The 15,799-nt window shown below is 49.6% G+C and carries 12 protein-coding genes; 10 read left to right on the top strand and 2 right to left on the bottom strand.

From position 1 onward, the window contains the following. Positions 1-42: 42 nt before the first annotated feature. Together focA and ycaO are read right to left on the bottom strand one after the other, a co-directional pair. Complete coding sequence (focA, locus tag D9742_RS05590; RefSeq protein ID WP_000642546.1) at positions 43-900, bottom strand: formate transporter FocA; 858 nt, start codon at positions 898-900, stop codon at positions 43-45. A gap of 405 nt (positions 901-1,305) precedes the next feature. Next, complete coding sequence (gene ycaO / locus D9742_RS05585) at positions 1,306-3,066, bottom strand: 30S ribosomal protein S12 methylthiotransferase accessory factor YcaO (RefSeq protein WP_130236254.1); 1,761 nt, start codon at positions 3,064-3,066, stop codon at positions 1,306-1,308. 129 nt (positions 3,067-3,195) lie between these two features. Here ycaO and D9742_RS05580 point away from each other — a divergent pair, with 129 nt between their 5' ends. The 10 genes from D9742_RS05580 (at position 3,196) to lpxK (ending at position 15,784) form a co-directional block, all read left to right on the top strand. Then, on the top strand, positions 3,196-3,888 hold the full coding sequence (locus D9742_RS05580) for a DUF421 domain-containing protein (protein ID WP_130236253.1): 693 nt from the start codon (positions 3,196-3,198) through the stop codon (positions 3,886-3,888). A 198-nt stretch (positions 3,889-4,086) separates the two neighbouring features. Beyond that, a complete protein-coding gene (serC, locus tag D9742_RS05575) occupies positions 4,087-5,175 on the top strand; it encodes a 3-phosphoserine/phosphohydroxythreonine transaminase (RefSeq protein ID WP_130236252.1) in 1,089 nt (362 codons plus the stop codon). Between the two features lie 70 nt (positions 5,176-5,245). Further along, positions 5,246-6,529, top strand: coding sequence for a 3-phosphoshikimate 1-carboxyvinyltransferase (gene aroA, locus D9742_RS05570; RefSeq protein ID WP_130236251.1), 1,284 nt, complete (start codon positions 5,246-5,248; stop codon positions 6,527-6,529). A 168-nt stretch (positions 6,530-6,697) separates the two neighbouring features. Then, the gene (ycaL, locus tag D9742_RS05565) at positions 6,698-7,462 is read left to right on the top strand and encodes a metallopeptidase YcaL (protein ID WP_089571423.1); all 765 of its coding nucleotides are present in this window, start codon (positions 6,698-6,700) and stop codon (positions 7,460-7,462) included. A 172-nt stretch (positions 7,463-7,634) separates the two neighbouring features. Continuing rightward, positions 7,635-8,318, top strand: a complete 684-nt coding sequence (gene cmk, locus D9742_RS05560) for a (d)CMP kinase (RefSeq protein ID WP_000125014.1) — start codon at positions 7,635-7,637, stop codon at positions 8,316-8,318. Positions 8,319-8,428: 110 nt separating this feature from the next. Further along, positions 8,429-10,102: a 30S ribosomal protein S1 gene (gene rpsA, locus D9742_RS05555; RefSeq protein WP_000140327.1), complete on the top strand. Its 1,674-nt coding sequence runs from the start codon at positions 8,429-8,431 to the stop codon at positions 10,100-10,102. A gap of 159 nt (positions 10,103-10,261) precedes the next feature. Then, positions 10,262-10,546: an integration host factor subunit beta gene (gene ihfB / locus D9742_RS05550; RefSeq protein ID WP_000167336.1), complete on the top strand. Its 285-nt coding sequence runs from the start codon at positions 10,262-10,264 to the stop codon at positions 10,544-10,546. Between the two features lie 205 nt (positions 10,547-10,751). Then, positions 10,752-13,016 carry a ComEC family protein gene (locus D9742_RS05545; protein WP_130236250.1) on the top strand — a complete coding sequence of 755 codons (2,265 nt, stop codon included), beginning with the start codon at positions 10,752-10,754 and terminating at the stop codon, positions 13,014-13,016. 36 nt (positions 13,017-13,052) lie between these two features. Continuing rightward, positions 13,053-14,801 (top strand): lipid A ABC transporter ATP-binding protein/permease MsbA, encoded by a 1,749-nt coding sequence (gene msbA / locus D9742_RS05540; RefSeq protein WP_064528332.1) that lies wholly within the window; start codon positions 13,053-13,055, stop codon positions 14,799-14,801. Beyond that, positions 14,798-15,784 (top strand): tetraacyldisaccharide 4'-kinase, encoded by a 987-nt coding sequence (gene lpxK / locus D9742_RS05535; RefSeq protein ID WP_130236249.1) that lies wholly within the window; start codon positions 14,798-14,800, stop codon positions 15,782-15,784. The genes msbA and lpxK overlap by 4 nt, the downstream gene beginning before the upstream one ends. The last annotated feature ends 15 nt before the right edge of the window (positions 15,785-15,799 follow it).

Genomic DNA, 15,799 nt, shown 5'->3' with positions numbered 1-15,799 from the left:
TTCTTAAGTGGATTTTTTATTTACTGCGTACTTCGACAACCATTAATGGTGGTCGTTTTCACGCAGGTAAATGACCCAGTATGTCAACCCAACCAACAAACCACCACCGATAATGTTGCCGATCGTAACCGGAATCAGGTTATCAGTGATGAAATTCATCACGGTCAGGTGAGAAAAATTTTCCGGTGCAGAACCGACTGCGGTCCAAAATTCCGGAGATGCGAAGTCGCGGATTACAATACCCATAGGGATCATAAACATGTTTGCGATACTGTGCTCAAAACCGCTGGCAACAAACATCGCGACCGGCAGCACCATGATAAACGCTTTGTCCATCAGGCTGCGGCCAGAATAGCTCATCCATACCGCCAGACATACCATCAGGTTTGCCAGGATACCGAGGCAGACGGCCTCAATAAAAGTATGGTGCACTTTGTGGTCGGCGGTTTGTAGGACGTTCAGCCCCCATTGACCATTCGCGGTCATATATTCGCCAGAAAGCCACATTAAAAGTACAAACAGCAGCGCGCCGACCAGGTTGCCAAAATAGACATTTAGCCAGTTTTTCGCCAACTGACCCCAAGTGATACGCCCGCTCGCCTTGGCAACAACGATCAGTACAGTGGAAGTAAAGAGATCGGCACCGCAGACAACACAAAGAATCAGCCCCAGAGAGAAGCAAATGCCGCCAACCAGTTTTGCCATGCCGAAGGGCATTGTGCCTGTGCCAGTGGTTGCTGTGATATAGAAGACGAATGCGATTGAGATGAAAACACCGGCGGTAATCGCCAGATAGAAAGTCTTAAGCGGATGTTTCGTTGCTTTATAGACACCTGCCTCTTCGGCCACTTTGGCCATTGCTGCAGGAAGTAAAAGATCAAAAGGGTTGTCAGCTTTCACACTAACTCTCTCTTTATTAAGTCGGCGACGAGATACTAACAAAGCATTATAGAAGAGAATTTGATATAGATCATATCTCGCCTGGCTTATAGGCCCGTAACTCGCATGGTTTTTATGCAAATACGGAGTAAATATTTGATTATCCAAATAAAAATAAATTTTAAAAATTAACAAATGAGTTGAATTTTTTCCGCATCCTCCGCTAAAACAGTTAATTAAAAGGGGGCATCAGGCACACAAAGTAACAATATCGATCATATTTATTAAATATAAATTACCGATATTTAACCTTATAATTACAATTATTTTATTAATGCAAATATATGTAAAGCGGGGCATTAAAAAAACGCCCCGTAATATAACTCAGACTAATCATTAAGCCTACATTGCGTAGGCTATTTGATTTTATTTTGTCCAGAATGCTGCTTTGGCGCGCTGCAGTTTTTCGTAGGCTTTCAACAGCGACTGATGCGCGGCAAACGCGTGTAGATCGCTATCCACTGGCTGCAGGCCATAAAACGCGGCTTCGCCACTCATTGCTGCGCTGGCAGCCTCAACCGCATCTGCACCGTACATACGAATAAATGCATTCAGATATTGTAGCGGTTGACGATCTTCTTCCTGAGCAAGCAGCAATAAAGTTTGCAGGCAGCGATAATAGTTGGCGCGTTCAGGGCTGAACACCGATGAATTAAATTCCATCGTCCATTCGGTCCAGACCAGAGCCTGTTCCATATCGCCGCCAGCCAGCGCCAGCATGGCTTTCAGTTCACCGATACGCAGGGTATACCAGCCATTATCTGGCCCGGTCGCCAGCCCCAGCAGTTCACGTACGCGGGTAAAGTCATCAAAACCTTCTTCATCCAGTTGTTCAATGAGGTTCAGATAATCTTCTTTTTCCCACTCACTCCCGGGCAGTGACAGAATTGTTTCCCGTAAATGGCTGCCCATACCGTTATTTGCCAGCCATAAATCTTCAGCCGGATAAATATCGGACATACCTGGTACGATAATTCGGCAAGCGTAGACACCCAGATGCTCGTAATCGGCAATATAAACTTCTTTATCTTCCTTTTTGAAGATAGCCATCAACGTGGCGAACTCCTCTTCTGTGGTGCCGGAGAAGTTCCAGTCCACAAACGGATAATCGGCATCCTGTTTGAACAGGTCCCAGGAGATCAAACCGCTGGAGTCGATAAAGTGCGTTTCGAGGTTAGTATGTTCAGCCACTTCTTCATCATCAAAGGTTGGCGGAGTAAATACATCCAGGTCCTTCAGACCACGCCCCTGAAGCAGTTCGGTTACGGTACGTTCCAGTGCAACGCCAAAATCAGGATGCGCGCCGAAAGAGGCAAAACAGGTGCCGTTAGCTGGGTTGAACAGTACCACGCAGATAACCGGATACTGACCGCCAAGCGAACCGTCATAAGCGAAAATCGGGAAACCTTCCGCTTCCAGCGTTTCATTCGCTTCAACAACAGCCGGATAACGCGCCAGCACGTCTGCCGGGATCTCTGGCAGGCTGATGCTTTCAGCAATAATGCGGTTTTTAACGTAGCGTTCGAAAACTTCAGACAATCCCTGAACGCGCGCTTCGTTGCGGGTATTACCTGCGGACATACCGTTGGAGACGTACAGGTTACCAATGATATTCATCGGAATATAAACGGTCTGATTGTCGGACTGGCGAGTAAACGGGAGGCCGCAAATTCCGCGATCTTCGTTACCGGATTGCAGATCAATTAGCATGCTGCCGGTCAGTTCATTTTCCGGATCGTAAAACGCGCGCAGACGGTCATCGAGCAGGCCTTCTGGCACGTCGTCATTTTCGGTCAGCGGGAACCATTTTTCGTTGGGATAATGAACGAACGGACCGTTGGCGATGGTTTCGCCCAGCCAGAAGTCGGCAAAAAAGTAGTTGGTAGACAGACGCTCGAAATATTCACCGAGTGCAGAAGCCAGCGCTGCTTTTTTGGTTGCGCCTTTACCGTTGGTAAAACAAAGGGCGCACTCTTTGTCGCGAATATGTACCGACCAGACGTTAGGCACCGGATTCAGCCAGGAGGCCTCTTCAATCTGAAAACCGAGGTCGGAGAGTTTTTGCTGGAAGCGAGCGATGGAATCTTCCAGAGCGGCATCTTTGCCGGGGATAAATGTTTGCGTCATGAAAATCACTTTAGTCGTACGGAAAGCGCGCAATAATACGGGTTTTATCTCAAAGGTGCTATCACCGCCGCCACGCCGATGAACTGTTAGCTATGCTTTTAGCGGATAAACTACGATAAGAGCATAAAAATGAAGGCGTTCGATCTCCACCGTATGGCATTCGATAAAGTGCCTTTTGATTTCCTTGGCGAAGTTGCCCTCCGCAGTCTCTATACCTTTGTGTTGGTCTTTTTGTTCCTCAAAATGACGGGGAGACGCGGTGTGCGGCAAATGTCGCTATTTGAAGTATTAATCATTCTGACGCTGGGGTCGGCGGCGGGGGATGTGGCGTTTTATGACGATGTGCCGATGGTCCCGGTGCTTATCGTCTTTATTACCCTGGCGTTGTTATACCGCCTGGTGATGTGGCTGATGGCGCACAGTGAAAAACTGGAAGATTTACTGGAAGGTAAACCGGTTGTCATTATCGAAGATGGCGAGCTGGCCTGGTCGAAACTCAATAACTCCAACATGACGGAATTTGAGTTCTTTATGGAACTACGGTTGCGTGGCGTGGAACAACTGGGGCAGGTGCGTCTGGCTATTCTCGAAACCAATGGCCAAATCAGCGTCTATTTCTTTGAAAATGACAAAGTAAAACCGGGCTTGCTTATTTTACCCAGTGACTGTACCCAGCGTTTTAAAGTGGTGCCGGAGTCGGCGGACTATGCCTGCATCCGTTGCAGTGAAATCATTCATATGAACGCGGGTGAAAAACAATTATGTCCGCGCTGTGCAAATCCAGAATGGACGAAGGCAAGTCGGGCAAAACGGGTAACCTGACAGCAAAAACATCGTTTTTTTGCAAATAATCCGAGAGATTCTTTTGTGTGATGCAAGCCACATTTTTGCCCTCAACGGTTTTACTCATTGCGATGCGTGTCACTGAATGATAAAACCGATAGCCACAGGAATAATGTATTGCCTGTGGTCGCAATCGATTGACCGCGGGTTAATAGCAACGCAACGTGGTGAGGGGAAATGGCTCAAATCTTCAATTTTAGTTCTGGTCCGGCAATGCTACCGGCAGAGGTGCTCAAACAGGCTCAACAGGAACTGCGCGACTGGAACGGTCTTGGTACGTCGGTGATGGAAGTGAGCCACCGTGGCAAAGAGTTCATTCAGGTTGCAGAGGAAGCCGAGAAGGATTTTCGCGATCTTCTTAACGTCCCCTCCAACTACAAAGTATTGTTCTGCCATGGCGGTGGTCGCGGTCAGTTTGCTGCTGTACCGCTGAATATTCTTGGTGATAAAACCACTGCAGATTATGTTGATGCGGGTTACTGGGCAGCAAGTGCTATCAAAGAAGCGAAAAAATACTGCACACCAAATGTGTTTGATGCGAAAGTGACCGTTGATGGTCTTCGCGCAGTTAAGCCAATGAGTGAATGGCAACTCTCTGATAATGCTGCTTATATGCATTACTGCCCGAACGAAACCATCGATGGTATCGCTATCGATGAAACACCAGACTTCGGTAAAGACGTGGTGGTCGCTGCCGACTTCTCTTCAACAATTCTTTCTCGTCCAATTGATGTCAGCCGTTATGGTGTGATTTACGCTGGCGCGCAGAAAAATATCGGTCCGGCTGGCCTGACGATCGTTATTGTTCGCGAAGACTTGCTGGGTAAAGCGAATATCGCCTGCCCATCGATTCTGGATTACTCCATCCTCAATGATAACGACTCCATGTTCAACACGCCGCCGACATTTGCCTGGTACTTATCTGGTCTGGTTTTCAAATGGCTGAAAGCGAACGGCGGTGTGGCTTCAATGGATAAAATCAATCAGCAAAAAGCAGAACTGCTGTATGGGGTGATTGATAACAGCGACTTCTATCGCAATGACGTGGCGAAAGCAAACCGTTCGCGGATGAACGTGCCGTTCCAGTTGGCGGACAGCACGCTTGATAAATTGTTCCTCGAAGAGTCTTTCGCTGCGGGCTTACATGCGCTGAAAGGCCACCGTGTAGTCGGCGGAATGCGCGCTTCTATTTATAACGCCATGCCGCTGGAAGGCGTTAAGGCGCTGACAGACTTCATGGTTGAGTTCGAACGTCGTCATGGCTAATGCCGAAATTTTGCATAATCCCCACAGCCAGACTGTGGGGTTTTTATTTCTGTTGTAGAGAGTTGAGTTCATGGAATCCCTGACGTTACAACCCATCGCCCGTGTCGATGGCACTATTAATCTGCCCGGTTCCAAGAGCGTTTCTAACCGCGCTTTATTGCTGGCGGCATTAGCACACGGCAAAACAGTATTAACCAATCTGCTGGATAGCGATGACGTGCGCCATATGCTGAATGCATTAACGGCGTTAGGGGTAAGCTATACGCTCTCAGCCGATCGTACGCGTTGCGAAATTATCGGTAACGGCGGTCCATTACACGCAGAAAGTGCCCTGGAGTTGTTTCTTGGTAACGCCGGAACGGCAATGCGTCCTCTGGCGGCAGCTCTTTGTCTGGGTAGCAATGATATTGTGCTGACCGGTGAACCGCGTATGAAAGAGCGCCCGATTGGTCATCTGGTGGATGCGCTGCGCCTGGGCGGGGCGAAGATCACTTACCTGGAACAAGAAAATTATCCGCCATTGCGTTTACAGGGTGGCTTTACTGGCGGCAACGTTGACGTTGATGGCTCCGTTTCCAGCCAGTTCCTCACCGCACTATTGATGACTGCGCCGCTGGCGCCGGAAGATACGTTTATTCGTATTAAAGGCGACCTGGTTTCTAAACCTTATATCGACATCACACTCAATTTGATGAAGACGTTTGGTGTTGAAATTGAAAATCAGCACTATCAACAATTTGTCGTAAAAGGCGGGCAGTCTTATCAGTCTCCGGGTACTTATTTGGTCGAAGGCGATGCATCTTCGGCTTCTTACTTCCTGGCAGCAGCAGCAATCAAAGGCGGCACGGTAAAAGTGACCGGTATTGGACGCAACAGTATGCAGGGTGATATTCGCTTTGCTGATGTGCTGGAAAAAATGGGGGCGACCATTAGCTGGGGCGATGATTATATTGCCTGCACGCGTGGCGAACTGAACGCCATTGATATGGATATGAACCATATTCCGGATGCAGCGATGACCATTGCTACGACTGCGCTTTTTGCGAAAGGAACCACCACGCTGCGCAATATTTATAACTGGCGCGTAAAAGAAACGGATCGTCTGTTCGCGATGGCGACAGAGTTGCGTAAAGTCGGTGCGAAAGTAGAAGAAGGACATGATTTTATTCGTATCACTCCGCCTGAAAAATTGAAATTCGCCGAGATTGCGACTTATAACGATCACCGGATGGCGATGTGTTTTTCGCTGGTGGCGTTGTCAGATACACCGGTGACGATTCTTGATCCAAAATGTACGGCCAAAACCTTCCCGGATTACTTCGAGCAACTGGCGCGAATTAGCCAACCCGCCTGAATGAACATCGGGCGATAAATAGACAAAACTTTCTTTATCAAAACGTCGACACAATGTCGGCGTTTTTTTTCGGACCTTGTGAGTCACTTTTATAGATGGTAGCGTTGGATGTCAATGTAACTTGTTGATATATAATATTTATATATGATTAATCAACGGATGATTCACATGAAGAATACTAAATTACTGCTGGCGATTGCGACCTCTGCAGCATTATTGACAGGGTGTCAAAATACGCTCGGTATTGATACCAATATGGCTATCAGCTCCGGTTTAAATGCCTATAAAGCCGCGACGTTAAGCGATGCCGATGCAAAAGCCATTGCAAATCAGGGCTGTGCCGAAATGGACAGCGGCAATCAAGTAGCAAGCAAATCCAGTAAGTATGGTAAACGTCTGGCGAAAATCGCCAAAGCATTGGGTAACAACATTAACGGTACGCCGGTCAACTATAAGGTTTATATGACCAGCGACGTCAATGCATGGGCGATGGCCAACGGTTGTGTTCGTGTCTACAGCGGCCTGATGGACATGATGAACGACAACGAAATTGAAGGCGTTCTGGGCCATGAACTGGGTCACGTCGCGCTGGGTCACTCACTGGCTGAAATGAAAGCCTCTTATGCGATCGTTGCCGCACGCGATGCAATCTCCGCCACCAGCGGTGTTGCTTCCCAGCTTTCTCGTTCGCAACTGGGGGATATCGCAGAAGGCGCTATCAATGCTAAGTACTCCCGCGATAAAGAGTCCGAAGCTGATGATTTCTCCTTTGATCTGCTGAAGAAACGTGGCATCAGCACCCAGGGCCTGGTAGGTAGCTTTGAAAAACTGGCGAGCCTGGATGGCGGCCGTACCCAGTCTATGTTTGACTCCCACCCACCATCAACAGAGCGTGCGCAACACATCCGTGATCGTATCGCCTCTGGTAAGTAAATCATTGTCATCTTTCGGGCTGGTCTTCTGCCAGCCCGCTATAATTGCGCAATAAATCCCCACCTGAATACAGACAAAACGAGTTTTTGCACACAACGTTAACGATTTGTGGCCCTGAAGCGTATAATGCGCGCGGTTATGTTAACGGTACGCCTGTTTTAAGGAGATAAAGATGACGGCAATTGCCCCGGTTATTACCATTGATGGCCCAAGCGGTGCAGGGAAGGGCACCTTGTGTAAGGCTATGGCGGAAGCGTTGCAATGGCATCTGCTGGACTCGGGTGCAATTTATCGCGTACTGGCACTGGCGGCATTACATCACCATGTTGATGTGGCCTCGGAAGATGCCCTGGTGCCGCTGGCATCTCATCTGGATGTACGTTTTGTTTCGACCAATGGCAATCTGGAAGTCATCCTCGAAGGGGAAGATGTCAGCGGCGAAATTCGGACCCAGGAAGTAGCGAATGCCGCGTCACAAGTGGCGGCGTTCCCGCGCGTTCGTGAAGCGCTTTTGCGTCGCCAACGCGCATTCCGGGAGTTACCCGGTTTGATAGCTGATGGTCGCGATATGGGGACAGTGGTATTCCCTGATGCACCAGTAAAAATTTTCCTTGACGCCTCTTCGGAAGAACGTGCGCATCGCCGCATGCTACAGTTGCAGGAGAAGGGCTTTAGTGTTAACTTTGAGCGCCTTTTGGCCGAGATCAAAGAACGCGATGACCGCGATCGTAATCGCGCGGTAGCGCCCCTGGTTCCGGCAGCCGATGCTTTAGTGTTGGATTCCACCACCTTAAGCATTGAGCAAGTGATTGAAAAAGCGTTACACTACGCGCGCCAAAAATTGGCTCTCGCATAAGCGACCGAATTTGCAGTACCCCCGTTGCAATGGAATGACAGCGGGTATGTTAAACAACCCCATCCGGCACGGAGCCAGGTGGACGTTAAATATAAACCTGAAGATTAAACATGACTGAATCTTTTGCTCAACTCTTTGAAGAGTCCTTAAAAGAAATCGAAACCCGCCCGGGTTCTATCGTTCGTGGCGTTGTTGTTGCTATCGACAAAGACGTAGTACTGGTTGACGCTGGTCTGAAATCTGAGTCTGCCATCCCGGCTGAGCAGTTCAAAAACGCCCAGGGCGAGCTGGAAATCCAGGTAGGTGACGAAGTTGACGTTGCTCTGGACGCAGTAGAAGACGGCTTCGGTGAAACTCTGCTGTCCCGTGAGAAAGCTAAACGTCACGAAGCCTGGATCACGCTGGAAAAAGCTTACGAAGATGCTGAAACTGTTACCGGTGTTATCAACGGCAAAGTTAAGGGCGGCTTCACTGTTGAGCTGAACGGTATTCGTGCGTTCCTGCCAGGTTCACTGGTAGACGTTCGTCCGGTGCGTGACACTCTGCACCTGGAAGGCAAAGAGCTTGAATTCAAAGTAATCAAGCTGGATCAGAAGCGCAACAACGTTGTTGTTTCTCGTCGTGCCGTTATCGAATCCGAAAACAGCGCAGAGCGCGATCAGCTGCTGGAAAACCTGCAGGAAGGCATGGAAGTTAAAGGTATCGTTAAGAACCTCACTGACTACGGTGCATTCGTTGATCTGGGCGGCGTTGACGGCCTGCTGCACATCACTGACATGGCCTGGAAACGCGTTAAGCATCCGAGCGAAATCGTCAACGTGGGCGACGAAATCACTGTTAAAGTGCTGAAGTTCGACCGCGAACGTACCCGTGTATCCCTGGGCCTGAAACAGCTGGGCGAAGATCCGTGGGTAGCTATCGCTAAACGTTATCCGGAAGGTACCAAACTGACTGGTCGCGTGACCAACCTGACCGACTACGGCTGCTTCGTTGAAATCGAAGAAGGCGTTGAAGGCCTGGTACACGTTTCCGAAATGGATTGGACCAACAAAAACATCCATCCGTCCAAAGTTGTTAATGTTGGCGATGTAGTGGAAGTTATGGTTCTGGATATCGACGAAGAACGTCGTCGTATCTCCCTGGGTCTGAAACAGTGCAAAGCTAACCCGTGGCAGCAGTTCGCGGAAACCCACAACAAGGGCGACCGTGTTGAAGGTAAAATCAAGTCTATCACTGACTTCGGTATCTTCATCGGCCTGGATGGCGGCATCGATGGCCTGGTTCACCTGTCTGACATCTCCTGGAACGTTGCAGGCGAAGAAGCAGTTCGTGAATACAAAAAAGGCGACGAAATCGCTGCAGTTGTTCTGCAGGTTGACGCAGAACGTGAACGTATCTCCCTGGGCGTTAAACAGCTCGCAGAAGATCCGTTCAACAACTGGGTTGCTCTGAACAAGAAAGGCGCTATCGTAACCGGTAAAGTAACTGCAGTTGACGCTAAAGGCGCAACCGTAGAACTGGCTGACGGCGTTGAAGGTTACCTGCGTGCTTCTGAAGCATCCCGTGACCGCGTTGAAGACGCTACCCTGGTTCTGAGCGTTGGCGACGAAGTTGAAGCTAAATTCACCGGCGTTGATCGTAAAAACCGCGCAATCAGCCTGTCTGTTCGTGCGAAAGACGAAGCTGACGAGAAAGATGCAATCGCAACTGTTAACAAACAGGAAGATGCAAACTTCTCCAACAACGCAATGGCTGAAGCTTTCAAAGCAGCTAAAGGCGAGTAATTCTCTGACTCTTCGGGATTTTTATTCCGAAGTTTGCTGAGTTTACTTGACAGATTGCAGGTTTCGTCCTGTAATCAAGCACTAAGGGCGGCTACGGCCGCCCTTAATCAATGCAGCAACAGCAGCCGTTAAATTTGCCTTTAAGGAACCGGAGGAATCATGACCAAGTCAGAATTGATAGAAAGACTTGCCACCCAGCAATCGCACATTCCCGCCAAGACGGTTGAAGATGCAGTAAAAGAGATGCTGGAGCATATGGCCTCGACTCTTGCGCAGGGCGAGCGTATTGAAATCCGCGGTTTCGGCAGTTTCTCTTTGCACTACCGCGCACCGCGTACCGGACGTAATCCGAAGACTGGCGATAAAGTAGAGCTGGAAGGAAAATACGTTCCTCACTTTAAACCCGGTAAAGAATTGCGCGATCGCGCCAATATTTACGGTTGAGTTTTAGTAAAACTTGAACGCGGAAAAAGCACCTGTCGGGTGCTTTTTTCATTTCTGCAATATGATTCTGGAAGCTGTCTCGCAGAGTTGTGTATAGTTTTCATCATCCTGTTAAATTCTTCTGAACGTGCCTCGGGCAACGTAAAACTCCCGCCAGACAACAACTCAACAAAGTTGCACACTTTCCAAAAACAGGGAGGAGTGCATGAAAATAACGACGGTTAGCCTATGCATAATTTGCGGAATTTTCCCGTTGCTGATTTTGCCGCAATTGCCTGGGACATTAACTCTCGCAAGTCTGACTGTATTCGCCTGCTTACTGGTATTTATTCCTGTTAAAGCCGTCCGTTATTTCACGCTGACACTGCTTTTTTTTCTTTGGGGCGTGTTGGCGGCGAAGCAAATTCTGTGGGCAGGGGAAAACTTAGCTGGCGCGACGCAGGATGCAATCGTAGAGATTACCGCTACTGATGGCATGACCACGCATTACGGGAAAATTACCCATCTACAAGGGCGACGGTTATTTCCCGCGCCAGGCATCGCGCTATATGGCGAATATTTGCCACAAGCGGTATGCGCCGGGCAACGATGGTCGATGAAACTCAAAGTGCGTGCTGTTCATGGTCAACTTAATGATGGCGGCTTTGACAGCCAGCGTTATGCCATTGCCCAGCATCAGCCACTTACCGGGCGTTTTCTGCAAGCAAACGTCATTGAACCCGATTGTAGCCTGCGTGCGCAATATCTGGCATCTCTGCAAACGACGCTGCAACCGTATTCATGGCAGACGGTGATGCTCGGTTTAGGAATGGGTGAACGGTTATCGGTATCTAAAGAAGTTAAGAATATAATGCGCGATACCGGTACGGCACACTTAATGGCGATATCGGGTTTACACATCGCCTTTGCAGCACTATTGGCTGCGGGGCTAATTCGCGGTGGGCAAATTTTTCTCCCCGGGCGTTGGATCTACTGGCAGATGCCATTAATAGGCGGAGTTTGCTGCGCTGCTTTTTATGCCTGGCTGACCGGTATGCAGCCGCCCGCATTGCGTACCGTGGTGGCACTTGCGACCTGGGGAGCGCTCAAATTGAGCGGTCGGCAATGGAGTGGCTGGGATGTGTGGATATGCTGCCTGGCGGCAATTCTACTGATGGACCCTGTCGCTATCCTGTCGCAAAGTTTGTGGCTCTCTGCCGCAGCGGTGGCGGCGCTGATATTTTGGTATCAGTGGTTTCCCTGTCCGGTCTGGTCGTTGCCGCCTGTATTGCGAGCTACTGTTTCACTCATCCATCTGCAACTAGGTATAACACTCCTGCTAATGCCAGTACAAATAGTCATATTTCATGGCGTTAGTCTGACTTCATTTCTGGCAAATCTGTTCGCCATTCCCTTAGTGACATTTATTTCGGTTCCGTTGATCCTCGCCGCAATGGTTGTGCATTTAAGCGGGCCATTAATCCTGGAGCAAGGATTGTGGTTTCTTGCCGATTGGTCCCTGGCTTTACTTTTTGGGGTGTTAAAGAGTTTGCCTGAAGGGTGGATAAATATTGCTGAACGTTGGCAATGGCTATCATTTTCGCCCTGGTTATTACTGGTGATAGGGCGACTAAACGCATGGCGAACGTTGCCTGCGGTGTGTATAGCTGGAGGAATTATAATGTGTTGGCCACTGTGGCAAAAACCACGGCCTGACGAGTGGCAGGTATATATGCTTGATGTCGGGCAAGGGCTGGCAATGGTGATCGCTCGAAACGGTAAAGCGGTTCTCTATGATACAGGGCTTGCCTGGCCGGAGGGGGACAGTGGGCAACAACTGATTATTCCCTGGCTCCGCTGGCATGATCTTGAACCGAAAGGCATTATTCTTAGTCATGAACATCTTGATCACCGGGGGGGACTGGACTCGATATTACATGCCTGGCCGACGTTATGGGTAAGAAGCCCTTTAAACTGGGAACACCATCAGCCCTGCGTGCGTGGCGAAGCGTGGCAGTGGCAAGGATTGCAGTTTAGCGTGCACTGGCCTTTGCAAGTGAGTAACGAAAAGGGAAATAACCATTCCTGTGTGATTAAGGTTGATGACGGAACACATAGCATTCTTTTGACTGGCGATATTGAAGCGCCGGCTGAACAAAAAATGTTAAGTCGTTACTGGCAGCAGGTGCAGGCAACCTTGATTCAGGTACCGCATCACGGCAGTAATACCTCGTCATCTGTGCCATTAATTCAGCGCGTAAATGGAAAAATGGCACTGGCATCAGCATCGCGCTATAACGCATGGCGACTGCCTTCCAGTAAAGTTAAACGTCGCTATCAACTACAGGGATATCAATGGGTTGACACTCCACATCAGGGGCAAATAACGGTCGATTTTTCAGCGCAAGGCTGGCGGGTCAGCAGCCTAAGGGAGCAAATTTTACCTCGTTGGTATCATCAGTGGTTTGGCGTGCCAGTGGATAACGGGTAGAATATGCGGCTATTTCAACAAATGCTGGTTTTTTGAATGCATAACGACAAAGATCTCTCTACGTGGCAGACATTCCGCCGACTGTGGCCAACCATTGCGCCTTTTAAAGCGGGTCTGATCGTGGCGGGCATAGCGTTAATTCTCAACGCAGCCAGCGATACCTTCATGTTATCGCTCCTTAAGCCGCTTCTCGATGATGGCTTTGGTAAAACAGATCGCTCCGTGCTGATGTGGATGCCGCTGGTGGTTATCGGCCTGATGATTTTACGTGGTATCACCAGTTATATCTCCAGCTACTGTATCTCCTGGGTATCAGGAAAAGTGGTCATGACCATGCGTCGACGTCTGTTCGGCCACATGATGGGAATGCCAGTGTCATTTTTTGACAAACAGTCAACCGGGACACTGCTTTCACGTATTACTTACGATTCTGAACAGGTTGCTTCGTCGTCTTCTGGCGCGCTGATTACGGTGGTGCGTGAAGGTGCTTCCATTATCGGTCTGTTCGCCATGATGTTCTATTACAGCTGGCAGCTGTCGATCATACTGATTGTGCTGGCGCCGATCGTCTCGATTGCGATTCGTATCGTGTCGAAGCGTTTTCGCAGCATCAGTAAAAACATGCAAAACACTATGGGGCAGGTGACCACCAGTGCTGAACAGATGCTGAAAGGCCACAAAGAAGTATTGATTTTTGGCGGCCAGGAAGTAGAAACGAAGCGTTTTGATAAGGTCAGCAACAAGATGCGTTTGCAGGGGATGAAGATGGTTTCTGCCTCTTCCATCTCTGACCCGATCATTCAGCTGATCGCCTCTCTGGCGCTGGCATTTGTTCTCTACGCTGCGAGCTTCCCAAGCGTGATGGATAGCCTGACTGCCGGTACGATTACTGTCGTCTTCTCTTCGATGATTGCACTGATGCGTCCGCTGAAATCGCTGACCAACGTTAACGCCCAGTTCCAACGCGGGATGGCGGCGTGTCAGACGCTGTTTACCATTCTGGATAGTGAACAGGAGAAAGACGAAGGTAAACGCGAGATTGAGCGTGCTACCGGCGACGTCGAATTCCGTAATGTCACCTTTACCTATCCGGGGCGTGAAGTCCCTGCGCTGCGTAATATCAACCTGAAGATCCCGGCAGGGAAAACAGTGGCTCTGGTAGGGCGTTCAGGCTCGGGTAAATCGACCATCGCCAGCCTGATAACCCGTTTTTATGATATCGATGAAGGCGAGATCCTGATGGATGGTCACGATCTGCGCGAGTATACCCTGGCGTCGTTACGTAACCAGGTTGCTCTGGTGTCGCAGAATGTCCATCTGTTTAATGACACGGTTGCCAACAACATTGCTTATGCCCGTACTGAACAGTACAGCCGTGAGCAAATTGAAGAAGCGGCACGTATGGCCTACGCCATGGACTTTATCAATAAGATGGATAACGGTCTTGATACGGTGATTGGTGAAAACGGCGTGTTGCTTTCTGGCGGTCAGCGTCAGCGTATTGCCATTGCCCGTGCCTTGCTGCGTGATAGCCCAATTCTAATTCTGGATGAAGCCACCTCGGCGCTGGACACCGAATCCGAACGTGCGATTCAGGCGGCGCTGGACGAGTTGCAGAAAAACCGTACCTCACTGGTGATTGCCCACCGCTTGTCTACCATTGAAAAGGCAGACGAAATTGTGGTTGTTGAGGATGGTGTCATTGTGGAACGCGGTACGCATAACGATTTGCTTGAGCACCGTGGAGTCTACGCACAACTTCATAAAATGCAGTTTGGCCAATGATCGAAAAAATCTGGTCCGGTGAGTCGCCTTTGTGGCGGCTGCTGCTGCCACTCTCCTGGCTGTATGGCCTGGTGAGTGGCGCAATCCGTCTTTGCTACAAATTGAAACTCAAACGCGCATGGTGTGCTCCCGTGCCGGTTGTCGTGGTCGGTAATCTCACCGCGGGCGGTAACGGGAAAACCCCGGTGGTTGTCTGGCTGGTGGAACAACTACAAAAACGCGGTATTTGTGTTGGCGTAGTGTCCCGGGGCTATGGTGGTAAAGCTGAGTCGTATCCGCTGTTATTGTCGGCAGATACCACCACTGCACAGGCGGGTGATGAACCGGTGCTGATTTATCAACGTACCGGTGCGCCTGTTGCAGTTTCTCCCGTCCGTTCAGATGCGGTAAAAGCCATTCTGGCACAACACCCTGATGTGCAGATCATCGTAACTGATGACGGTTTACAGCATTACCGTCTGGCGCGTGATGTGGAAATCGTTGTTATCGATGGTGTGCGTCGATTTGGCAATGGCTGGTGGTTGCCAGCGGGGCCAATGCGCGAGCGCGCAGGGCGCTTAAAATCGGTTGATGCGGTAATCATTAATGGCGGCGTACCGCGTCACGGTGAAATTCCGATGAATTTAATTCCGGGTCAGGCAGTGAATTTGCTTACCGGCGCTCGTTGTGACGTTACACAACTTAAACATGTGGTAGCGATGGCTGGTATTGGTCACCCGCCGCGCTTTTTTGCCACACTAAAGATGTGCGGTATACAACCGGAAAAATGTGTGCCGCTGGCTGATCATCAATCTTTGAATCATGCGGATGTCAGCGCACTAGTAAGCGCCGGGCAAACACTCGTCATGACTGAAAAAGATGCGGTGAAATGTCGGGCTTTTGCGGAAGAAAACTGGTGGTATTTGCCCGTTGACGCACAGCTTACGGGCGATGAACCAGAAAGACTGCTCGTACAACTTTCCTCGCTGGCTTCTGGCAACTAATTCCGCCACGGCAGC

Source organism: Escherichia sp. E1V33 (assembly GCF_004211955.1).
Classification (GTDB): Bacteria; Pseudomonadota; Gammaproteobacteria; order Enterobacterales; family Enterobacteriaceae; genus Escherichia.
This window is presented reverse-complemented; position numbering and strand designations above follow the sequence as displayed.